The 23,271-nt window shown below is 51.9% G+C and carries 18 protein-coding genes; 4 read left to right on the top strand and 14 right to left on the bottom strand.

The genetic code is table 11. The features are described 5' to 3' along the window. Nucleotides 1-2 precede the first annotated feature (2 nt). The 8 genes from pheA to ACR9FF_RS03120 all read right to left on the bottom strand — a co-directional run bounded on the left by pheA (nucleotide 3) and on the right by ACR9FF_RS03120 (nucleotide 10,301). Complete coding sequence (gene pheA, locus ACR9FF_RS03155) at nucleotides 3-827, bottom strand: prephenate dehydratase (RefSeq protein ID WP_435168929.1); 825 nt, start codon at nucleotides 825-827, stop codon at nucleotides 3-5. A gap of 97 nt (nucleotides 828-924) precedes the next feature. After that, on the bottom strand, nucleotides 925-1,776 hold the full coding sequence (locus ACR9FF_RS03150; protein WP_201008547.1) for a diguanylate cyclase domain-containing protein: 852 nt from the start codon (nucleotides 1,774-1,776) through the stop codon (nucleotides 925-927). Between the two features lie 5 nt (nucleotides 1,777-1,781). After that, complete coding sequence (locus ACR9FF_RS03145; RefSeq protein WP_435168926.1) at nucleotides 1,782-3,854, bottom strand: cellulose biosynthesis cyclic di-GMP-binding regulatory protein BcsB; 2,073 nt, start codon at nucleotides 3,852-3,854, stop codon at nucleotides 1,782-1,784. A gap of 18 nt (nucleotides 3,855-3,872) precedes the next feature. After that, complete coding sequence (locus ACR9FF_RS03140) at nucleotides 3,873-5,126, bottom strand: glycosyltransferase family 2 protein (protein WP_435168924.1); 1,254 nt, start codon at nucleotides 5,124-5,126, stop codon at nucleotides 3,873-3,875. Then, nucleotides 5,123-6,691 carry a hypothetical protein gene (locus ACR9FF_RS03135; RefSeq protein WP_435168922.1) on the bottom strand — a complete coding sequence of 523 codons (1,569 nt, stop codon included), beginning with the start codon at nucleotides 6,689-6,691 and terminating at the stop codon, nucleotides 5,123-5,125. The genes ACR9FF_RS03140 and ACR9FF_RS03135 overlap by 4 nt, the downstream gene beginning before the upstream one ends. Further along, nucleotides 6,688-8,223, bottom strand: coding sequence for a hypothetical protein (locus ACR9FF_RS03130; protein WP_435168920.1), 1,536 nt, complete (start codon nucleotides 8,221-8,223; stop codon nucleotides 6,688-6,690). Before ACR9FF_RS03130 ends, ACR9FF_RS03135 begins: the two co-directional genes overlap by 4 nt. A 34-nt stretch (nucleotides 8,224-8,257) precedes the next feature. Continuing rightward, the gene (locus ACR9FF_RS03125; RefSeq protein ID WP_435168918.1) at nucleotides 8,258-9,397 is read right to left on the bottom strand and encodes a hypothetical protein; all 1,140 of its coding nucleotides are present in this window, start codon (nucleotides 9,395-9,397) and stop codon (nucleotides 8,258-8,260) included. A 286-nt stretch (nucleotides 9,398-9,683) separates the two neighbouring features. After that, complete coding sequence (locus ACR9FF_RS03120) at nucleotides 9,684-10,301, bottom strand: TetR/AcrR family transcriptional regulator (RefSeq protein ID WP_435168916.1); 618 nt, start codon at nucleotides 10,299-10,301, stop codon at nucleotides 9,684-9,686. Between the two features lie 93 nt (nucleotides 10,302-10,394). Here ACR9FF_RS03120 and ACR9FF_RS03115 point away from each other — a divergent pair, with 93 nt between their 5' ends. Beyond that, on the top strand, nucleotides 10,395-10,943 hold the full coding sequence (locus tag ACR9FF_RS03115) for a hypothetical protein (protein WP_435168914.1): 549 nt from the start codon (nucleotides 10,395-10,397) through the stop codon (nucleotides 10,941-10,943). A gap of 28 nt (nucleotides 10,944-10,971) precedes the next feature. Here ACR9FF_RS03115 and ACR9FF_RS03110 read toward each other — a convergent pair whose 3' ends face one another. The 6 genes from ACR9FF_RS03110 to ACR9FF_RS03085 form a co-directional block, all read right to left on the bottom strand. After that, nucleotides 10,972-12,528: an ABC-F family ATP-binding cassette domain-containing protein gene (locus tag ACR9FF_RS03110; RefSeq protein WP_435168912.1), complete on the bottom strand. Its 1,557-nt coding sequence runs from the start codon at nucleotides 12,526-12,528 to the stop codon at nucleotides 10,972-10,974. A gap of 224 nt (nucleotides 12,529-12,752) precedes the next feature. Next, nucleotides 12,753-13,208, bottom strand: coding sequence for a hypothetical protein (locus ACR9FF_RS03105; RefSeq protein ID WP_435168910.1), 456 nt, complete (start codon nucleotides 13,206-13,208; stop codon nucleotides 12,753-12,755). 143 nt (nucleotides 13,209-13,351) lie between these two features. After that, a complete protein-coding gene (locus ACR9FF_RS03100) occupies nucleotides 13,352-14,188 on the bottom strand; it encodes an RMD1 family protein (RefSeq protein ID WP_435168908.1) in 837 nt (278 codons plus the stop codon). A 140-nt stretch (nucleotides 14,189-14,328) separates the two neighbouring features. After that, nucleotides 14,329-14,898, bottom strand: a complete 570-nt coding sequence (locus ACR9FF_RS03095; RefSeq protein WP_435168906.1) for a YcxB family protein — start codon at nucleotides 14,896-14,898, stop codon at nucleotides 14,329-14,331. A gap of 137 nt (nucleotides 14,899-15,035) precedes the next feature. Further along, entirely contained in the window at nucleotides 15,036-16,028 is a 993-nt protein-coding gene (locus ACR9FF_RS03090; RefSeq protein WP_435168904.1) for a LacI family DNA-binding transcriptional regulator, read from the bottom strand. A 76-nt stretch (nucleotides 16,029-16,104) separates the two neighbouring features. Further along, nucleotides 16,105-19,467, bottom strand: coding sequence for a GH36-type glycosyl hydrolase domain-containing protein (locus ACR9FF_RS03085; RefSeq protein WP_435168902.1), 3,363 nt, complete (start codon nucleotides 19,465-19,467; stop codon nucleotides 16,105-16,107). Nucleotides 19,468-19,964: 497 nt separating this feature from the next. On the opposite strand from ACR9FF_RS03085, the gene ACR9FF_RS03080 reads away from it, so the two are divergent. The 3 genes from ACR9FF_RS03080 to ACR9FF_RS03070 all read left to right on the top strand — a co-directional run bounded on the left by ACR9FF_RS03080 (nucleotide 19,965) and on the right by ACR9FF_RS03070 (nucleotide 23,122). Further along, the gene (locus ACR9FF_RS03080; protein WP_435168900.1) at nucleotides 19,965-21,248 is read left to right on the top strand and encodes a sugar ABC transporter substrate-binding protein; all 1,284 of its coding nucleotides are present in this window, start codon (nucleotides 19,965-19,967) and stop codon (nucleotides 21,246-21,248) included. Between the two features lie 119 nt (nucleotides 21,249-21,367). Then, nucleotides 21,368-22,255: a carbohydrate ABC transporter permease gene (locus tag ACR9FF_RS03075; protein ID WP_012772565.1), complete on the top strand. Its 888-nt coding sequence runs from the start codon at nucleotides 21,368-21,370 to the stop codon at nucleotides 22,253-22,255. A gap of 15 nt (nucleotides 22,256-22,270) precedes the next feature. After that, nucleotides 22,271-23,122, top strand: coding sequence for a carbohydrate ABC transporter permease (locus tag ACR9FF_RS03070; RefSeq protein ID WP_174806575.1), 852 nt, complete (start codon nucleotides 22,271-22,273; stop codon nucleotides 23,120-23,122). Nucleotides 23,123-23,271: the final 149 nt, after the last annotated feature.

Below are 23,271 nucleotides of genomic sequence, written 5' to 3'. Positions count from 1 at the left end.
CTTTACAGAATCGTCGTTGCGTAGCTGCCCAGGACATGAACGTCATGACCAAAGGTTTCGATAATTTTAATCGCTTTATCCATACGCTGCTCATTGCCCCCGGCTTCCGTCTCGATCAGGAACCTGTACTCGCCAAGCTTGCGGCCGGTTGGCCGCGATTCAATCCAAGAGAGGTTGATCGCAAGCGCGGAGAACACGTTCAGAATCGAAGACAATACGCCCGGATACTCTTCGCTCGGAGTGATCAGCATCATCGTTTTCTTTTGCCCCGTATCCTCGTTAGGCTTCTTGCTGACCACGATAAAACGGGTATGATTCGCGGAATGGTCCTGCACGCCGCTCTCCAGAATCTGCAGGCCGTACTTCTCGGCAACCGAAGCCGATCCGATCGCGGCCGTTCCGGCATCGCCGGATTCCTTGACTGAGAAGGCTGCGTGAGCCGTGCTGTCCGCATACTCCAGCTTCAGGGCATGCTCCTTGATGAACCGACGGCATTGATTAATGGCGGGCATGATGGATCTTACCGTATGGATATCGCTCATCGCGCTGCCGGGATTTCCGATCAAATGGAGCGATACCTTAAAGACGACATCGGCCTCAATCCTCAGGTTGTAGAGCAGCAGACCGTCGATGGTCATATGAATGTTGCCCGCGATGGAGTTCTCGATCGGCACCATGCATTTGTCTACCTCATCCCTGCTGACCGCCTCCAGAACGTCGGGAATCGAGCTCAGCATAACCCACTGCGTATCCGTTCCTTCGAAAAACTTCAAGGCCGCCTCTTCGGAGAAGGTGCCGTTAGGTCCCAAATAAGCCACTTTGTTCATGTTCAAGCTCCTTTAATCGATCTCATATCTATCTTCATATTAATAGAAAAACAGGCAGCATGCGAATTTACGCATCTGCCTGTTCGGATTCATGCCATTATACGTCGTACTCCAATTCCTTGCGCGCCCGGGTAATCCACTCCAGAGGAGTTGGCGTTTCTTCCCGGTTGTACTCGTAAGCCCCCATCTTCAGGTTGAGCTCGAAGCGGTTGCTGGTTGACCTCTCCGATTCGTTAATCTCCGCCAGCCTGCTGCGGAGCCGGTTCATGACAATATCGGCTCCGTCCCTGTCCGTGAACAGCAGAAGGCCCCAGGTCGGATTCTCCTGGCTCAGCATGTAGAGAGAATCGTTCGCCCGAATGCTGGTCTGGCTGATCGCCGTAATGTTATAGACGGCTGCGTTGAGCTGCTCCTCGCCAATCATCCGTCTCAGCTCGTTCCAGTACTTCACGTTCAGAACGAGCAGCGTCAGCGGAATCTTATACCGGTCGGACAACGCCATAAATACCGTCGTGTCCTTCTGGAAGGACAGCATGTTTTTCAGATTGGTGCTCTCATCCATCGTGGCGAGCGAAGCATTCTTCTTCTGCAGCGCTTCGTTCTCCTCCTGCAGCTGCTTGCTTGCCAGCGTGAACATCCAGGTAATCGCAGTGAATACCGGCGTCATGATCAGCCAGAAATAGCTTTGGCTGGTCACCACGCCTCCTTGCACGACGGTCTGGTAAATCGTGAACGTACCGTAGCCGAACACAAACGCGATATTCAGGATGAGCCCGGTCGTGATCGTCGTGAAATAAGTGACAATCGCGATCAGAAACGCGACGTTCAAGAAAATAATGTTGTGCAGATAAAGATTAGGATCACGCGCCGTAAACACGATGCAGACAAAGCACGCGATGAACAGCAGCAGAAAGCCGCCGTCCGACAACAAGCTTGTGTTACGCCTCATGCTTCCTACCCCCTTCTCTTCTTCCGGTGCTTGCGGACGAGAAGCACAAGCGACACAAGCACCAGTGCAAGCACAAGCATAAACGCGATCATAAAGCTTACCACGTCGCCGCGTTCCAGCACCTGCGTAACAACGGCCGGCGCTTCAGACACCGCTTCCTTCTTGAAGCGGAAGGCATGTACCTCGCCGTCCTTGTCTACCATAGCTCCGTCGCCGAAAATCTTGTACAGGCTGCCGGCGTTCCCGACCAGCTTCGACGCCAGGTAGACGTATTCGGAGCTGCTGCCGGTAATAGCCAGGAAGCCATGCCCTTTGCCGTATGGCGAGTCGATCAGCTGCAGCGTTCCGATCCGCTTGCCGTAGCCTTCTTCGATGCTTATCTTCTCATTGGACAAGAAGCCTTCGCCTTGCTTGTCGTATTGGAAATACAGCTTATCGTTGTTCTCCCGGATGTACCGGTTATCCGCATAGGAACCAATCGCGATAATCTGCCGGTCCTTCAGCTCGCTTTCCTTGACATCGTCCTTGTAAAAACGAATTTCGCCCGTGTTGGAGGCAGCGAACTGCCCCATCAGGTTAAACAGGTTGGAGAGGGCCGCATACGTGTAGTTGTCTTGGGTTTGCGGCAGGACAACGGCTACCCGGTTAAAGCTGCCGTCACGGAGGAACGGATAAGGATAGTTGTTGAACAGCATGTCCGTACGGTCCTTCGTGTTTAATTGAAGCACGGAGTCCTTGGAGACAAAGGCCCATGGCATCTGATCCTGGTTGCCGGTACATACCGCATTTTTGATCTCCAGGTCAAACGCCGTCGTGATTGTGAAGTTGCCCGAGATCCCAAGGTTCTTCGGAATGGTCAGCTCGAGATTATCGCCGCCCGCAAGCTCGGCGGACAGCTTCTTGCTTCCGATCGGAACGTTGTTCACCAGAACTGTCACCATCGAACGGTCAAAGTCCAGATTTGTCGCATAACGGAAATCCAGGCTCAGCTTGCTCGCTTCCGCAATAGAGCGGTTGCTTGGCAGCGTAATGTAGTAGCTTTTCTCCCGGTGCGACGGGCCGGTCAGCTTATCGCCGGAATCCGTCAGCGGGAAATACCGGCTGATGCTTTGCGCCGGCGTATTTACCTCCGTCGATTCGTCGACCAGCTTCGACGAACCCTGCAATTGCTCCATCAGGGCCGGATTGCCGATAAACCGTCCTGCTTTCTTCAGCAGGTCCGCATTGTCGGACGTTACAACAAGCAAGGAGGATGTATCGCTCTGGATCAATTGAATCAGCGCTTTATCCTGCAGCGCGGATTCGCTCAGCTTCGAGCGAATGTCTGCCGGAAGATGCTGAGACAGGGCTACCAGAATACGAAGCGTTTTCCCCTGCAGGTTGCTTGTCTGATACGGCAGGAGCGGAATGGGATGCGAGGCTTCCTGGCTTACGCCCGTTAATCCGGACAACGCATAGACGGCAGCCTCCGTCTCGTTCAGATCGACTTCCTCCGGCACGAAGACGCCGGCTTGTCCATCCTGAATGGTATCCAGGCCCAGGAAATGGCGGTTGAAATCGCTGATGCTCGCACCGACCGGCTTGGCCGAATATTTCACGTCGACGCCCGAGCTGTCGAAGATTTGCAGCCAGCTGCCCTGGTCCTGCGAAGGCACGCACATCTGATCCGAATTGTTGCGCGTCTGAATAACGCCTTCAATGGTCAGCTCGTTAACGCCGCTCTTCAAATACTCAAGCGGGAGTCCGATTGACCGGGTAACCTTTTGATTCGTCTCGGTGCCGGGCTTTAACGTGTAGAACGGCTTGCCGTTGAGCTTAAGCGTAACCACCGATAAATCGTTAAGGGTAAGCTGGGAGACTTTATAATCCAGCCTGAAAGTCGCGCTCTCCACGTTCCAGTAATCCGGCACCTGAAAGAACTGCTGCGCATAGGCATTGGTGCCAAGAAGAGAGGTCTCCGCCATAGGCGTTTCGTAAGTCTTCTGCACCCCCGGCGCCGCGGATAGCGTCCCCGCGCCCGGGACCAGCAGCGCTGCAATCAGCGCGATGACCCATGCCGTAAATCCGGCTTTTCTCATAAATTCACTTCCTTTCGGTCAGAACCGTTCTGTTTTATACCATTTGGCCTCGTGTTTAAAAATCACGTCCTTCAAATATTGGAACAAGCCATTGGCGGCAACAAGCATCCACAGCTGGCAGTAAGTAACGTACATAAGCAGAATAATAGCGAGATTCGAAGGATGCATTTCGCCTTTTTCCGTGATAAGCGTGATGAACGTCCCGACCACGAACAAGGTAATGGCCAGTATCCATAAGTAGAAGCTTAGTCCCTCAATCGTGGTATGCACGTAACCGAGCGCATGCAGAATGAGCAGAGTATCCGACGTTAAGAGCGAGGTGACAAGCAAGAAATAAATAGCCAGAAAATAAAGAATGTCGAAGCGGATTCGGCGCGCTTCCGGCCGGAAGAGCAGCGGGATGTTTTTGACGATCACGTAAATATTCCCCTTCGCCCAGCGCGTCCGCTGCTTGAACCACACCTTAAGCGTCTGGGGCTCCTGCTCCCAGGTAACCGACTTCGGCTGGAACTTGATCCGGTAACCCATCATGTAGATCCGGAAGCTAATCTCGGTATCCTCCGCGATCGCTTTCGTATCCCAGCCTCCGATCGCTTCGATGATATGGCGGCGCATAATGAAGTTCGTGCCCGGAATCGTGCACAGCTTGAACAGCTTCCACCTGCCGGCTTGGGCCATCCATTGGAACGATAACGTCTCGATATTGATAAACCGGGTAAGCAGGTTCTGGTCCCGGTTGCGCGTCCGGAACTTGCCGATAACCGCACCCAGCTTGGCATCATTCACGATTTCGGCTACCAGGTAACGAAGCGCCGTCCGCTCCGGCGTATTATCCGCGTCATAGATGGCGATAAGCTCGCCTTTGCTGCGGGTGAAGCCGATGTTAAGCGCATTGGACTTGCCTTTGCCCCCGGTTATGTTATCGGTATTGATGATAATGAGATTGCGTCCCTTGTATTTCTCCTGAAGCTGACCCAGCAGCACGCTGCTGTTATCCGAGGAATTATCGTTAATCACGATAATCTCGTAACGGTCGTGCGGATAGTCGAGCGCAAGCAGCGACTCTACCGTTTTGACGATAACCTTGCCCTCGTTATGGGCCGGTACCATAATCGACACAAAGGGCTCTTCTCCCGGCAGAAGCTCGGGCGGCTTCTCGCTCTCCAGCTTTATATAGTAGAAGTAGCCGGCGATAATCAGCGCGATATTAACGAGCAGCAGGGACCAGATGCACAGCACGCATATGACCATTAATATATCCGGTATCGTCATAGGCCGCCTCCCGACTTGTAGTATTTTTTCTTATATAACCGGTATCCGATCAAGAGGAATACGGCGAACAGCATTAAGGTTGTAATAATAAGGACAATCAGGATCCGGTTCTGCACCGAAAATAAAGCATGGAAAGTGACCTTTTGCTCCGGCTGCGAGACGACGGGCGCTTGCTCTTCCGGTTCGGCCTGATCCTGCAGATCGGCCGGCTTGCCATCCAGAAGAAGCGCTCCGCTGCGAGACTCGGCCTTGTGCGCGCTGCTGCTGAGGCTATGCGTCTCCGACTTGAAGTCCGCAAACGGCAGCCAGCTGCCAGCAGCCTCGCGAACGGCTTCTTCCTGACCGGCATCGCTCTCGAACCAATCAAAGGTGACGGCCAGATTTACCGGAAACGCTGGCCAGATCTTGTTCTCGCGGCTGATCCGGAACAGCACCTTCGCAGGCATCGTATACGGGGATGCGGCAAATGGCTGTACGGCCTCCGTTTGCCCGGATGCCCTCCCTGATTCATTGGCGAACAGGATGGTCGTATCCGAGAACGCAAAGCCCGCTTCGCGCTCTTCCTTCCCCTGGGCCCGCTTCAAATCTCCCGTCATCCCGAGCGGGGCAATACCCGCATCGGACAGATGATTCAGAAAGCCGTCCATCTGCGCCTTCAGAATAGAGGGTTCCTGCCCCGCCGACGTTGGCGTCGGCACTTGCACGAGCACGCTGCCGTTATGAGCCTGCACGGCTTGCAGAGCGGCCACATATCGCTTCATCGCCGGATAATCGGTATTGTTGAACAATGGGCTTACGCTGACCAGAAACGGAATTCCGGCATTGTACAGCTCCTCCGACAACGCCTCCAGCTTGTCCAAATCGATAAAAGGCGTGATGCCGCCAATAAGCAGATAAGCTTGCGTCGGAGCATCCACCTTCAGCCAGGTGCGCAGAACATACGCGACTGCCAATTCGCTCAGGTTGCCCGATTGAAAATAAGGTACGTATGCATAACCGCCGGCCGATACGGCAAATGGCGACTGGATCGCTCCCTCCGAAGAGGTTATCTGCCCGTAAGTCTCGCCTTTCCCTTCCGTTATATAGGCAAGACGATTAACGAAAATATGATCCTCGGAGAGCCCGCTTACCGACAGCTTTAAAGACTGCCTGCTTGCCGTTTCGGTCTTCAGAGCAAGCTTCCCGCGAAGGACCTCCGGCGGATTAGCCCCGATATGCAGCCATTCTCCCGTAAAACCCGTCATGCCATGCGTAATGGATCCGCATAAATCCTCCGTATTGCATACGGTAATCAGCTTCGCGTCATCTGTGGCCATTTCGGGCTTATAATCATCCGAAGCAACCGTCGTTACCGTCGCTCCCAAGGAGAGCAGCAGCCGCTGCAAAGTCTCAATATTGCCTGCCGCAGGCGTATCCACTCCCAGGCTGTCATAGACAAGCAGCACCCGGGCGGCTTTCGCTGAATCCTGCGCAGCCGCTGCCGGAGCCGGAATCAGCACCGCCGCCGGCAAAGAGAAAGAGAGCATGACGAGCAGCCACAGCTTGATTCCTGTCCGTCTTCTCATTGCTGTCCCCCCTGTAGCAACGCGGATGGTTCGGGGTCTTCTTCGCCCGCATTTTTCTTCGCGTTCGGCCCCCATAAGCGGCGGCATACGCAGTCGGCAATAACCCAGAAGGTCACGAGATCAAACGCCACCGCAAATAAAAACTCATGCTTGGCGAGGTCCGCGTCCCCGGCGCCTATAACCGAAACCGCCATTGCGCATAGTCCCGCCAGCATCATCATGAGAATCATCGACAGCCGAAGCGTTCGCCGAAGCGCCCGCTCCTTCACGGCCCGGTAGAAGGATGCGGCGTACAGTCCCGCAATGACAATCATCCATATGACTACAAACCCGGAAGTCTTCGGTGCAGCCCATTCTTTCAGATAGCTGTACCCGGAAAAGGCCAGCGTGCGCTTGCCGAACGGCTTGTCCGCCGACTTCTCGTAATTCCCGAGCTTGGTTCGGTTAGAAAAAGCATTGCGGGCAGCCGTCTCGAAGATTCTTCCCGCCGATTCGGGATGGGTCAGATAATACCTGGCGATGGAGGGGAAGCCATACTTATCCAGAAACTGCGTCTGCATCTCTTCCGATTCGACTGGAATTGGAGAGAATTGGTCATAATAAATGGCGCCGGTAAGCACCGCGAACTGCTTGTCGATCCCGAAGAAATCGAGTGCTTGCTCCGGATTATCCGCTGTCATCAATACGCCCCTCGTCATGGCGTGGTACTTGTTAATGTTGACGAACTGCTCCGGAATGAGGACATAGGTGCCTACCGCAGTAAGCAGCAGGACAACCGCCTGCATTCCGGCGAGCGTACGGAAGATCCTATCCCGCTTCAGGAAGACAAACAGCACCGCCACCATGGCGACAATAAGGCCAATCGGCGCATTCTGCTGCTTGCTTGTCGTAAGGATCATTGCGCTCGCTCCAAAAAGGAACAGCAGGAAATAGTCGTTGTACTGGCGCTGGTACAGCAGCATCCCCGCGCTGAACAAATACATCAGCATGATCAGAACGACGCTTTCGCTATAGAAAGAGTTGAAATACGCGAGGTATCCGATATCCCCGAATACAAAAACAGCCCCAAGCGCCAGTCCGTAGCCCGCATGGCGCGAAGCCTTCCATGCGGCTGCCTTCACTAGCAGGTAAACCGCGCCTACATACAGCACGCCGTAAAGCGCCGCCTGAATCCGGATATCGAACTGACGGTTATAACCAAACCATTCGCTGATCGTAAGCGCTAGACGAACGAATAGCGTTTGAGAGGAATACAACAGGGCGCTATTCTCGTTGTAGTATTGGAAAATTCCGAAATTTTTGACAAAATATCCGAGTGTCTGGCTCGTATAATCCGGCGCATTGAAATACAGGCCGTTGCTATATAGAATCCGGTAATAATCCCCGTTGTCCGCCATTCCGATATAAGGCGGGATAAAGAGCTCGATCAGCAAAATAAGCGCAACGCCAAACGCCGCCAGCGAGGCCGGAGATATGTATTTTTGCCATACGATTATCGTTTGTACGAGCTTTATTCGCTGCAGCTTATTCATGCCATGCCCCTTTCCTTGCGCGTTCTATGAAGTCTTAATAGGCATAAGCCAATAAAGCCGTCAAATTGTCGAACGAATAGACTTCTTCCGTTGCCGGATTCCCGAAGCTTCCGGCAATCGGGCTTGCTTGATCGTCCACGCGGTATTGCTCCATGCGTTCCATGCTGTTCCGGTAAAGCACTTGATCTCCAATCGTCGAGCCAATCATCGCGGCGATCGCGTAAGCTGCCGTCGATTGGACATCCGTCACGGGCTTGCCGTCACGGCCGTAACGTCCGTAAAGCGTTCCCGCTTCCACCGCCTTTTTGAGATAGGTGATGCTTGCGGAACGTTCCTGATCAATCTCGGCGAGCGACAACACCGTCAAAAGAGACTCAATGGTACTGATATCTCCTTCATGGTCGCCGTACTTGCCCGATTTGTAATCATAACGGGTTTCGTAAAAAGGGAACTTATCGGATAAATACCCTCCCGAGACGATTGTAAGCAGGTTGTCTTCCAATGCCCGTTTATTCTTGGACGGAACCTCCAGCAGCCGGATGGACCGGAAATCGGCATAGCATAAGGTTAGGAAATCGTTAGTTGTTCCATAAGTACCGTCGTAGAAATCGTACAGCTTGTCCCCTTGGACATTGTGTTCATAGACGAGTCCGCCGTAATGAGCGGCCTCCCGGCCGTAGTTGCCGTCATTGCCAAAAGCCGTCTCGGCCTCGTACAACGCGCGGATGATCCGCAGATCGTCGACGACGGCGTTAACGGTATATTTTTTATCGTGAAGAGGACTATAGCGATAGCTGAAGCCATATTCTGCCGCGAGCGTATGCTTAGCACGGGACCATGCGGCATCAAAAGCTTCCCGCTGCCCGGTAAGCGCGTAATAACGCATCAGCAGACCGGCCGATTCGCTTAGCGTCTCATGACCGGTCGCGGTCTCCGCTGCCTCATCCGTTTCCTTATAATTCGTGTAGATGCCCGCCTCTCCCGTAAGCTTCTGATCAATAAATTGCTGCAGTTGCTCACGATGCGGGGTTAGCTGAGGCGTATCGCCATATTTCGAGGGCAGGGCAACACTGTCTTTGCTGCCTTCCTCCCCGCTGTCCTTGCTGCTATAAATCCAATACCCGGCCAGCAGGATGACAATCAAAGCGGCCGCAAAACCCCATCGCTTGTTCACCGTCTTCAACCCCATGTATATCTTAATTCTGTTACTCTATCCCCATCTTAAATATCATACCTTTTGCTTTAATGCCAAGACGAGTAGCAATTAAAGGAAGTTTCATGTTACGCGTCAAAAAAGGACTTTATTCAAGAATAACCGATAAATGTTGCTAAAATATGAGAATTTTTGACTAAATTTTGAGATTTGGCCGGGTTAACCGCTCTCATTTTTTTCAGACTTGCGGTCTATTTCAAATGATAAAACAGCAAAGGAAAAAAGCGGAAACCAGCCCCGCAGGGATCTAATTTCCGCTTCTATTTTGGGAAGAGCTTCTGAAGATCCGGTCCAGATGGCGGGAGACCATACGCTCCATCTCTCCGGTATCAATCCGCTCCGGAACCATGACCCGATGCACAACCAAACCATCCACAAGGGCGTGCAGCATTTTCGTCTCCTCTCCGGGGTCAATTCCGTCCTTGGCCAGATTAAGGGTAATCAAAGTATCGAGCATTTGCCGAAAGCCGGCATACAGCTCGTCATGCACTTCAAGGCTAAGCTCGCGAATAGCTGGGTCGGAAATCGTCTTCCCGACATAAGAAAGCCACAGCTCCGCTTCCGCCGTACGCTCCTCGTCCAGGGGCAGCAGCTCGGCGATAACCAGCTCCATATTGCGCCGCATATCATCGGTATAGCTCAGCTTCCGGATGCGTTCATTCACCCGCTTCGACAACAGCCGCATGGAGAAGGTCAGCAGCTCGGCTTGCGTCTCGAAATAATGCCTCAGCGAGCCGAGCGATATGCCCGCTTCTTCGGCTACGCGGCGTACGGAAAGCTTGTCCAAGCCTTCCCGGCGGATCACCTTCCAGGCTGCCTCCGCCAATTGTTCCTTGCGTATTTGATGATCGACAATTTTAGGCATGGTTCTATTATAATCCTCCGCCCTTTTTTAGCACAACTGTGTTATAATCTTAATAATACAATTGTACTAAAAAAGGAGCTGATTCATACCACGATGGTCGTCTCTGTCATTATCGGCTGTGAAATAGCGTTCTTGGTGTTTGTGCTTGCGGGTCTGGCATGCCGCTACCTTCTGCGCCGCAGGACATTAGGCGCTGTTCTGCTTGCCTGCACGCCGGTTGTAGATTTAGTTCTGCTTGCAGCCACCGCATACGACTTGCATCAAGGCGGAAAAGCCAGCTTCATTCATGGCCTCGCCGCCATTTATATCGGCGTCTCGATTGCATTCGGCAGCCGGATGATCCGCTGGGCGGATATCCGCTTTGCTCACCGGTTCGCCGGAGGTCCCCCTCCGGAGCCGAAGGTTAAGCATGGCGCGGAGCATGCGCGGAATGAACGAAAAGGATGGCTCCTCCATCTTCTTGCCTGGGGCATCGGATGCGCTCTGCTGCTTGTCATTATCGCATGGATCGGCGATGAGACCCGGACGGCAAGCCTTATGTCGGTCATTCAGAGGTGGTCGATTGTCCTCGCCATCGATTTCCTGATGAGCTTCAGTTACACGTTATGGCCGCGCAAAGCAAAGAAAGAGCATAGCGATTAAGCTATGCTCTTTCTTGCTTTGCTATATCTTATTTCTGGCTCTGCATAGCCCAGGCTTCCACATCCCAGGTTTTCGTTGCCCAATCCTCATAGAAATCAGGCTCGTGGGAGACAAGAACGATCGTACCCTTGTAGGCTTTCAGCGCACGCTTTAATTCCGCCTTGGCCACGATGTCCAAATGGTTCGTCGGTTCGTCGAACAGAATCCAGTTGCTCTCCCGCATCATCAGCTTGCACAAGCGAACCTTCGCCTGCTCTCCCCCGCTGAGCTGGTTAAGCGGGCGGGTAATATGCTCGTTCTTCAGTCCGCAGCGGGCAAGCGCTGCGCGAACCTCATGCTGGTTCATGAAGGAGAACTCATCCCATACATCCTCCAGCGGAGTCATCGTTGGCGCCTTCGCTTCCTGCTCGAAGTAAGCAGGCGATAAATAATCGCCAAGGTAGGTCTTGCCGTCCAGCGGCGGAATAACGCCAAGAATCGATTTCAAGAGAGTGGATTTGCCCACGCCGTTGCAGCCTACGATCGCAATCTTATCGCCGCGCTCGATAACCATATCCATCTTGGGAAGAAGAGGTTTGTTGTAGCCGATAACCATTCCCTGCGCTTCGAATACGGTCTTGCCGCTTGTTCTGGACTCCTTGAAGTTAAAGCTTGGCTTCGCGGCTTCCTCCGGCTTATCGATGAGATCGATGCGGCCCAGCTGCTTCTCGCGGCTCTTCGCACGCCCTGAGGTAGATGCGCGAGCCTTATTTTTCTGAATAAACTCTTCTTGCTTCTTAATATAATCCTGCTGCTTCGCGTAGGCGTCGATATGCTGCGCTTTGTTCAGCTCGGCCATCTCCAGGAACTTCTCATAGTTGGCGGTATAACGCGTCAGCCTCGTGAATTCAAGATGGTAAATGACGTTAACGACCTGATTCATAAAGCCGGTCTCATGAGAAATAAGAACAAAGGCATGGGGATAATTTTTCAAATAATTCGTCAGCCAGTTAATATGCTCTTCGTCCAAATAGTTGGTAGGCTCATCAAGCAATAAGACGCCCGGCTTCTCCAGCAGCAGCTTGGCAAGCAGAACCTTTGTCCGTTGTCCGCCGCTAAGCGCCGTAACGTCACGGTCAAGACCAATCGCATTGAGCCCCAGACCATTCGCCATCTCGTCGACCTTCACGTCGATCAAATAGAAATCGCCGATTTCGAGCTCCTCTTGAATTTCTCCCATCCGAACTAGCAGCTGCTCCAACGTATCCGGATCGGCTTCGCCCATTTGCGCGGCAATAACGTTAAGCTCCTCCTCCAATACGAGCAGCGGCAGGAACGCGTCCTTGAGCACATCGCGGATCGTCTTTCCCGCTTCAAGCTTCGTATGCTGATCCAGATAACCGTAACGGACGCGGGGCGTCCATTCCACCCTGCCTTCGTCCTTCAGCAGCTTGCCCGTCAAAATATTCATAAGCGTCGATTTACCCGTACCGTTCGCGCCAACCAAGCCGATATGCTCCCCTTCAAGCAAACGGAAGTTCACGTCCTTAAACAATACGCGATCGCCAAACGTATGCGATAACTGCTCCACTGTTAACAAACTCATTCTCTATTATCTCCATTCCTTTATACGCTACCGTTAAATCCGACATTCTCTCGATTCGTCATTGTACCATAAAACATTCTATTCCAGTTTATAATACGTAAAGTTATATGAATATGACCAATCATTAGGCGACGCAAAAAAAGCCTCGCGCAAGGCGCAATGTCATCAAGCTAGCTAGCTTGATGACATTGCGCGCATGGCGAAGCCTTTTGGCATGCTTCTTTCTACTGCCCCACGAACGTAGCAGAACCATTGTCTCCCGAGTAAGGCGGGTCTCCGGGGATGGTAACATAACAGATAATAAGCTTGTAGGACATCCCCTTGGTAATCGGCTGCGTAAAGGTGAGGATGAAGCTCTTATTCTGCGCGTCCACCGGTCGAATCGTGACCCGATTGGCCGTTAGGGCGTTCTGCGGGCCAACCGTGTCGTTTTTGCCCAATGTGGCAATACCGGACGGTGTCGCTTCGGTTGTGCTTTGCACCCAGTAATTGCTTGGATTAACGCCTTTCGCCTGATCAACCGTCCGGTCATAAGTGATTTGAAGCTGATTCTGCGACAATTGCGCCACGGACTGAAGCATAGGGATCGTCTGAGGCGCCGCATGCGCCGAAGCCGACGCCAAGACAAACATAACCGCCATCAACCCTATTATCTTCCTAAGACAACCTGCAATTTTCATCTTAAAGCCCCCTTCTTATAAACAAACATCATTAGCGTCTCCACGGGTTTCCAATTTATACAGGGGGGTCTGCATAATGACGGAGGCATGGTTCCATACCTTCTCCAACGGCAAAAGAGCCGGAATCCTAATCGGAATTCCAGCTACGGCAGCAATCCGGCTATTTGCAGGACGGTGAGAATAACCTCTATGACAATGAGGATTACGATAATCCACTCGACGAACAATCCGCGAATCGAATGGCTGATCGTCGAGAACCCCTCCATAATGTGATGCAGGAACTCCGTTTTGCTTTTCAATATTTTGTACCGGTCATTCAGCTCGAAAAATTCCAGCATATTGTCGTAAAACTCGCCGGCTTGGCTGCTGCTCCACGTAATATCGGGCTTATCCAAAATCATGATATAGCCGAGAGTGTTGTATTCGTAACGGAGGATAATTGCCGTTGTCCTGGCCAGCTCCTTGTTGCCGATTCTCAGCTTCCCTTTTTCCAGCCGCTCAATCATGGTTTCCAGCTTGTCATGAATTTTCCCGAGCTGCTCCTCTACCTTCTCAAGCGCAACCGACTTCGCAAGCACCGTGGCTATAAGCTCGGGATGGAAAACCTCGTATTCGGGCACTTCCACATACTCATCCGTCAGCTCAAACGTATCGATCTCTCCATAATGAAGTCTGTAGTCATCGGTGTACCTGTCCGCATTCAATAAATCAATGTCCGGCTCGAAGGACTGGATGTATTTCATAAAGCTTTTTCTATCTTCCGGGCGTGAATGATTAACGAAAACAATGCTGCCGAAGGAAAACACCAGTACCTGCTGCGAATCGGCTACCGGATGCTTCAGGATGGCCGCAAGGATGTCGCCTTTCAACATTAAAGGCTGCTCCCAGGTGTATTTCTTAGGAATGCCGCAATGGATCGCAATTTGATTCAGATCAATTTCATTCGCGATGGCAAAAGCTTTAAAGGTCATTTCTTTCATTTCAATCACTCTTTTCAGTCGAACTGAAATTTCAGGCGTATTATTACATTATTCCCTGTCCTTCCCTCTTATAACCCGTTCTGACCGGCCGACAAAAAGCCGGGATCCCAAGCGGTATCCCGGCTTCCTGCTCTTATGAACTAGCTCGCATTGAAATATTGAATAATGCCGACGGTAACGACGAAGATAAACACATAGATGAGCAGATTCCTTACACCTCTTAATTTCTTCTTTTGCTTGATGCGGCTGCGGACCGTTTGCCCGAATTCGCTCCACTGCTCGTCCGTAAAGCATCTGCGGGGAAAGATATGGGCGGTTACGCCGTTGACCATTAAATAAATGGCCGATTTGGTAGCGAATAGACCGGTAAAGTCCGTCCAAAGCATTCTCACAGTCAGCGAGTCGCTCTCCAAAACCACTCCCTCGTCCGACCATGCGTACTGCCTCTCTTCGTTTACCAGTCTATTCTTAAGGTTATTCTTGTGGGCCTTTATAAGGAAGAAAGCCAACAGAGGCACGAAAATAAAGATGAAAACCATAAAAGGATTTAAGCTGGAGAGGTCCTTCTCCGCAATAGCCAGCACGATATCCAAAATAGAGATGAGGTACAAAAAACCAAGGAGATAGGGATAAGGCTTCTTAAATAGATAGGATAGCTGCAGCTGTACCAAATCTTCTTTGGTAAGAGTGACCGAAATAGATCCTTGCATGATTTTCCCTCCGCATAGTATTTTCCATAATATTCAAATTCGACTATACCATGCCATACTACCTATGTATAGAAAAAAGACCAGAAATCATCCGGCGAGGATTTCTGATCTTATCTTTCGTACTATATAAGGATTCGTTAAGTAGCAACCGAACCTACCGTCTCGCCTCGAACAAGAGAGACGTAAATTCGCTCCTGCTCGACCTCTTGGCCGCCAATCAGCCTCAGCAGCTGCTCTGCCGCAATAGCTCCCCACTTGCGCTTGGAATAATCGATGGTAGCGAGGCGAGGATGCATGAAGGAAGCCAGCTCCAGATTATCAAAGCCGATCAGATGCAGGTCCCGGCCGATGACAATATCCGGATGATTCCTTTGCAGGTAATGGCACATCCCGATCGCCATCTCGTCGTTGAAGCAGAATATCGCCGCCGGTTCGCCTGTAGATCCGATAATGCCTTCCGCGACTAATCTTGCCGCGGCATGCTCGCCAGAGGACTTGTTGAAATCGCCTTCAATAACGGTAAGCGAAGCATCGCTTGCACGCTCTACCACCTGAGTGGCCGCCGCCAAGCGCTGCTTGGAGTCAAAGGAGCCTCTTGGCCCCGTTATGACATACAGCTTCCGGTGTCCTTGCTCCAGCAAGTATTCGATCGCCAGCGCCGCTCCGGCTTTATTGTCGAGCAGCACCTGGTTAACATTCGCATGGTTCAGCTCCCGGTCCAGCACGACCAGCTTATGCCCGCGTTCCGCGTAGCTGGCCAGCTCCTTGCTGTCGAATGTCTCGTCGAGGATAATCGCTCCGTCGATCAATCTCTCCGGAAGCATGCGGTGCGACTGCTTTCCGCTGCAGACGATCAGATCATAGCCCTTGACCGACAGCACCTCCTTCATCCCTTGAAGGAGGTCTCCATAGAACGCCCCGCTGAAATCGGTCAGAAATACCCCGATGATTTTCGTTTCTCTCCGCTTGAGCGATCGCGCGGCAGCATTCGGGACATAGTTCAATTCACTGGCAACCGCCAATATTCTGGCCGTTGTTTCTTCCGTTACTTTCGGATTACCGTTTAACGCGTAAGATACGGTCGATATTGAAACGCCCGCTTGTCTGGCGATGTCTTTAATGCTGACCACAGTTCCCACTCCTCCTTGTCCTTATTCTACTATAACACAAGGACTGGCGGCACCAAGATACCACCAGTCCTTCCGATTACATAAATATTTCAACGCGGTTGCCTTCAGGGCGCAGACTTGCAGTCAGCTGTTCTTCCGCAATACGCACGCCGCCATCGCGGTAACGGTTATCCGTATAGGTAAACTCCGTTTCCCGTCCGTTAATGAGGATGCGGTTTACGCGCGTTCCTCCGCCAAGACGGTAAACAAACGTAACCGGCTTGCCGTTCCATCCAAAATCAAACGTCAGTCCATCCAGCTTCTCCGGCAATACCGGATCGACAACAAGGTCGCAGCCGAGCTGACGAATCCCGAGGGCATTCGAGATCAGCTGGTTCATGTAGATTCCCGGGCCGCTCGAATAAATACGCCATCCGCCCTTCACCTGCACGCTGCCATCTCGAAGCTCGCCGAAGCGCTCCTGGGCATCGTAACGGTTCATGAACTTACCGTCGGAGCTGCTGAAGTAGGAGTTGCTTTGACGCAGCTCGGCGTTTGGAACAACGTCGCGAAGACCAACCGGGTTGATGGTCAAGAGTCCCTTCCATACTTCGTCGGTCTTGCCCAGCTTCGCCATCGCCTCTACGAAACGGATATGCGCATGGACGTACTGCAGGCCAATTTCCCGTCCGAAGTTAGCGGCCTGTTCCGCGCGCTTGAAGTTTACGCTGACGCCGCCCGCGTAATTCGCAGGCCGGTTCATCAGACGCACGCCGTCCGGACAGTACAGCTCCTCTTTGATAATGCGGTAGTGAGCTTCCGCCTGTTCTTCCGTCAGGAGCTCGCTGATCATGCTGCGCGTCATCGGAAGCAGACGGTATTGAATGCCCGTAGTCGTGTCCGTCGGATGCAGCATCAGCTTCGCTTCCTCCGGCTTCTCCATGTAGACGAAGCCCGGAATAACCTCTTCCGCCAGCATGTAGCGGTTAAAATCAGCCTGAATGCCCTCGGCCAGCTGCGTAAGCTCCTCGGCAAGCGCGGAATCAAAGGTTTCCAGCACGCGGCCGAATTGCCCGATAACCTGATAAGTCAGCGAAACCGTCCAGCTGCTGATCATATATTTTTTGAGCTGTGCATTTGCCGGCTGCAGCGTGTCGTCCCAGTCTCCGTCGCCGTAGGAGGACAGATGCGTGCCATGCAGGAAATGCTCTTTAATGTAGTCGATTTCCTTGATCGCATGATCAAGCAAGGTTGCGGATTGTTCCGTGAATTCGCCCGTATGGCGGATCGAGTAAGGAACGCGCTGCTCCAGAATGCCGTAATCCTTGGTCGCGGCCAGATAATCGCCAAGAACCTTCAGCGGCCATACGATAATATCGCCATGGCTCTCTTCCTGCTGGATCCGGTAATAACGGTCGAACATAAACCATTGCGGCCAGTTGCCTTCGTCTTCGTACTGATGCGAGTAAACGGTCTTCAGAATTTCCGCCACTTGCTCGTACTTATGCGTGGACAGGAAATATTCCGCAGGCCCTTGGCATACGTCGCGCGTACCCCAAGCCGCTCCTCCGTATTGCTCGAGGCCATGCGGCACCGAATAGTGGACGAGCATATTATGCGTATACCACCATGCGAGCGAGTTCATTTTGACAAGCTCAGCCTTCGCAGCTCCGTCGTGGGACAGCCGGAAGCCGTTCATCACCTGACGCAAAAAGGCTCTATAGCGCTCGATCTCTCTTGCCGCCTGCTTTTCTTCGAACGGCAGTTCTTCGCCTTGCAGCAGCCCTTGCACCGTAAGGGTCCAAGCCGAAGTTGCCGCAAGCTCAAGAACAACAAGCGATGCCGCACCCGGCGTTAAGCCTTCGACAAGCGCGCTCTCGTCCAGAGCGGTTACCGCCGCACCGTCTACGCGCATACGGTATTGCAGGTTCGGGAACACGTTCGTGCTTGGCGACTGGCTGTCCGCCTTAAAGATCAGCACGCCGTCCTTCTCCTCCATGGAGTAAGGCAGCTCGAATTCGTTATTGTTCATCGACACCTGATTCGTTACTCTAAACCGGTAGCCGAGCCCTTTCTGCGAGCGAAGCTCCAGACGGACCTCCGGCGAATCTACCGTTGTGTAGTTCGTGATGACAAGCGTATCGTCTGCCGTCTTGTAGAACCATTTCGCATAGTTGAAGCCCATCTCGAACATCGAAGGCATAGCAAGCAAGCGATAAACGCCGTCAACTTCAACGTAGATGCGCTGACCGGAAGTCTTGAGCACGTTAAGCGCATTACGCGCATTGGTTATCATTTTATGGAAATTCGTATTGCCCGCCAGAAGCTGCGAGTTGAAAATCCCGTACATATAAGCAGTCGTCGTCATCACGTTATCCGTCATGCGGTCATTGCCGCCGGACATCAGGATGTGGCCATGAGGACGCTCGACAAGCAACTCCTTCTCTTTGAGCACCACATGCTCATGCGTTTCCGTGAAAAAGGATAGAAGTTGACCGTCCTGGAATTCTTCCTGCTCCCGGTTCGGGTACATCGACTTGATCTCTTCCGGATCCATAGACAATGTGCGAAGCGGCGATCCGATCGCAGACGATACGACAACCTTCGGATAAGTCTCTTCCGCCTCAGCCTGCTGAGTCTTGTCGGCGGATTCTACCTGCTTCCAAGCCTCCAGCACTTCCTCGAAATATTCCAGCTTCTCAATCGCCGAAGGATGATCCTTCTTGAACAGTCCGTAGAATACGAAGCGTGCCTCGCCTTGAACCTGCTTCTTCGGAGTTTGAAGGGCTGCGTACGTGAACTCATATTGATAGATCTCATTTGCCAGCGTAGGCTGCAGCAGAGCTTCCGGCACATCGGTCTCTTTATGGCTTAAGCCGAAGAATTGGAAGCCGTCCGTCGAATAGCCTGCCGCTCCCGTCAGCGAACCATGCTGCATATAAGGGAAAGCGCCTCCCATCGGCTGGTTTTGCCGGAAGCATAGCGCATAACCAAGCTGCTCGTCCCGGAATACCTTATGGTCAACGTATTGGGAGATATACGCCTCGTTTGTCCGGACAGCCCCGGTATCCCCAAGACCAAGATCTTGTCCGTAGACAACGTCAATCGATGCATCGCTGCCTTGAACGGTTACATCCCAGAACCAAATGCCATGCTTCGTTAAGGCAAAAGAAACCTTATATTGCAGTTCGCCGCCAAATGCTGCTCCATCCCAGACCAGCTTATCGCCGGCTTTCGTCAAACGGCTGGATGAACGGATGCCAAGAAGCGGTTCGAAGCGGATTCCTTCCACTGTATGCTTGCGCAAATAAAGGTTGTTCATGGATCCATCAAGCGGATGCGTCATGACCTGATTCAGCATCGTTTCTCCGGACCGGGCAGCAAACAGATCGCCGCTGCTCCAGAATTCGAATGCCAGTTCCCCGTTTTCCAAACGGATCGTACTTTTTGCTGTCTCCATTATTTCAATTATGCCTCCCCATTTGTCCAACCTCATGTTATAGCCGAAATGGTTACGTGTAGGATTGCCTATTCGCGTTATATTCTTCACACCGATGAAGTCAAAATCAACTATAGAAACGTTTCGATAATACCTAGAACAGGATTATAATCAAATAATTTCGGGTCGTCAACCTTGTAAAAAGGACAAATAGAAACGTTTCTATTAATTCCAACGTGTAAAAAAATAATACTTGAAAGCGCTTATGCTCTGATCTATAATGTCGTTGAAACGTTTCTACAACGAATTAACCTAGAATTAAACGCAGGGGATTGTCCTACAGAACATCTGAGAAGGAGGGAATCGGGCGCTATCGAAACGATTCTCGAACAGAGGATTGACTCAAAAAGCGAATACGACGGCGAAGCGCTAACCTGACGCAAAGCCGAATAATTGAAGCATTGCCACTGCATACTATTTTTTAACAACCGACAACATGGGGAGGTCTTGTTTTTATTATGACATTCAAAAAATCTCTTACCGCTACGCTCGCAGGCTCCGTTCTGCTCATGGGCATTCTGTCCGCTTGCGGCGGAAATAAAGCAGACAACAACAACAGCACCGCGGATCAAGGCAACACGGGCAAAGGCAGCAAAGGCAAAGTTACTCTTAATGTATGGGGCATGGGCGAAGAAGCCAAATCCCTCCCGAAAATCGCCGAGCAATTCGAAGCCGAAAATCCGGATATCAAAATCAATGTTCAGCCGCTTCCATGGGACACGGCGCATGACAAGCTGCTGACGGCTGTCGCATCGAAAAAAGGCCCGGACGTTGTGCAAATGGGTACAACATGGATTCCGGAGTTCGCTAACGCCGGCGCATTGATGGACCTGTCCTCCGATATCGCTAACTACCCGGAGCTTGCGGACAGCAACTTCTATGACGGTTCCTTGAATACAACGAAATACGACGGCAAAACCGTAGGCGTACCTTGGTATATCGATACTCGCGTTCTTTACTACCGCACGGATCTGTTGAAGGAAGCCGGCTACGACCAAGCGCCTAAAACTTGGGATGAGCTGAAAGACGCGGCGGACAAGCTGAAGGCACGCGGCACGGGCAAATACGGCATCAGCCTTGACGTAAAAGAACAGACTCTTATGTTCATGTTCGCTCGCCAGAACGGCTCCAAGCTGATCGACGGCAACAAGCCGCTGTTCAACGAGCCGAAATTCGTAGAAGCGGTTGACTACCTGAACAGCTTCTTCAAAGACGGTGACGCTCCGCTTGACCTGGGCATCGACATCGTAGCCGGCTTCAAAGGCGACGGAATCCTGCCAATGTTCATCAGCGGTCCTTGGATGATTAAGCTGATTAACGATCAAGCTCCCGAACTGAAAGGCAAATGGGCTACTGCGGTTCTTCCTGCAAAAGAAAACAACATCTCGGCACTAGGCGGCTCCAACCTGTCCGTCTTCCAATATACCGACCACAAAGAAGAAGCGATGAAATTCCTTGCTTACATGAGCAAGCCTGAAACCCAGCTCAAATGGCTTGAGCTTGCAAACGCATTGCCTTCCACGAAGAAAGCATGGGAAGATCCAGCGTTGACCAGCGATCCAAACCTGAAAGTAATCGGCGAGCAAATGAAGAGCTCCGAGCCAATGCCGCTCCTGAAGCCTTGGGAGCAAGTTGCGCAAGAAGCACTGAACTCGTTCGAGAAGATCTACCGCGGCCAATCGAAGACGCAAGACGAAATGAACAGCTTTAACAAGAAAGCTACCGATATTCTGAGCAAGTAACAGCAGCAACTTGGAATGCAAGCAAGCACCGGCAGCACTTCTGAACCTAAACAGAAACGCTGCCGGTTATGTTTTGCCATTAATTTTTGCGGTAGAAGCGCAAAGGAAAGGAAGCATGGATGAAAGGATATTCTCAGAGCAAAGCGCCTTATTTCTTTATCGCTCCCGCGCTTATTTTACTAATACTGTTTTCATTGTTACCGATTGTCGTCGCTCTTGTTATCAGCTTTACGAACATGGACCTTGCCGGTCTTGCCGACTGGTCGAATATTTCATTCGTTGGACTCGACAATTATGTGGACGTATTGGCTGATCCCGTGTTCGGCAAGTCCATCTTAAATACATTGTTTTACGTCGTTATCGGTGTGCCGCTTATTCTGATCGGCTCCCTTCTCATTGCTATTATCGTTAACTTCGGAGGCAACCGGATCTTTAACGCCTTCCGCGTCATTTACTACATGCCTTCCGTTACGAACGTGGTTGCGGTCGCGGTTGTATGGACATTGTTGTATAATCCTATCTTTGGCCTGCTGAACTATTTGCTTGATGCCGTTAATCTGCCAGCCGTACCTTGGCTCCAGGATCCAATCATGGCGAAAATCTCGCTCATTATCATGGGCGCATGGCGCGGGATTGGTCTGAACATGATCATCTTTATCGCGGCGCTGCAAGGCATTCCGAAGTCTTATTACGAAGCGGCTCAGCTCGACGGTGCCGGCAACTTCCGGCAGCTGATGTACATTACGATTCCGATGCTTCGTTTCGCGATCTTCTTCGTGTCCATTACGACGATGATCGGCTGGCTTCAATTCTTCGAAGAGCCGTTTATTATGACGGATGGCGGTCCGCTGGACAGCACGACCTCCGTGGCTTTGTTTATCTATCACAACGGCTTCCAGCTCAGCCACTTCGGCTACTCGGCTGCCGGTTCGTTCGTCCTGTTCTTTGCAATCATTCTCATCACGCTCTTGCAGTTCAAGCTGCAGGGCAAAGATACGGATCTATAATTAGGAGGTGAACAAATGAGCGCACATGCAAAATCTGGATCCGGCGCAGCCAAAAACGACCTGGCGCTGAAATGGGCCCTTGGCGCGCTGCTCACCATAGGCGGAATCCTGGTCATCCTGCCTTTTATATGGATGATCCTCTCCGCCTTCAAGTCGGAAGCGGAGATGCAGAATATCCCGCCTACCTTCCTGCCCGTAGATGCTACGTTTGATAACTTCAGACACCTGTTCACCGAAATGAACTTTGGCGTTTACTTGAAAAACACGCTGATCATCGTCGTATTCTCCTTTGTTGGCCTGTTCCTGAACGCCATGGCCGGCTTCGGGTTCGCGAAATATAAATTCAAGGGCGGCAGCGCCCTCTTCTATCTCGTACTGGCTACCATGATGATTCCCGGTCAGGTTACAATGATTCCGATCTACCTGATTCTGAACGAGATGCACTTGACCAATACGATGGCGGGTATTATCCTGCCGGGTCTGGTCGGCGCCTTCGGCATCTTCCTGTTCCGCCAGTTCATGCAGACGATTCCGGATGAGCTGCTCGAAGCTACGCGCTTGGACGGCGCAAGCGAATTCCGTACCTTCATGCAGATCGTGCTTCCGATCTCGAAGCCTATCCTTGCGGTACAGGGCATTCTCGCTTTTATCGCCGGCTGGAACAGCTTTATCTGGCCGCTTATTATCGCGAACGACGAGAAGCTGTACACCTTGTCCGTTGGCCTGACCTTGCTCAAAGGGCAATACGGCGGCAACTTCGCGCTCCAGATGGCCGGCTCCACCTTTATGGTCATCCCGATTATCGTCATCTTTATCATCTTCCAAAGACATATCATCGAGAACTTCTCGATCTCGGGGATGAAGTAGGTTCGTTAGCTTGCGTTTAAAAAAGGGTTATCCGACGAGTCATAACATGACCGGGATAACCCTTTTTATGATTCCATGGATGCTGCATGGCGACTTACATTGGATTTCGTACAGCATAATGGGACATTTTTGCCCGTTAACTCGATCTA

Source organism: Paenibacillus glycanilyticus (assembly GCF_051200795.1).
Lineage (GTDB): Bacteria > Bacillota > Bacilli > Paenibacillales > Paenibacillaceae > Pristimantibacillus > Pristimantibacillus glycanilyticus.
This window is presented reverse-complemented; position numbering and strand designations above follow the sequence as displayed.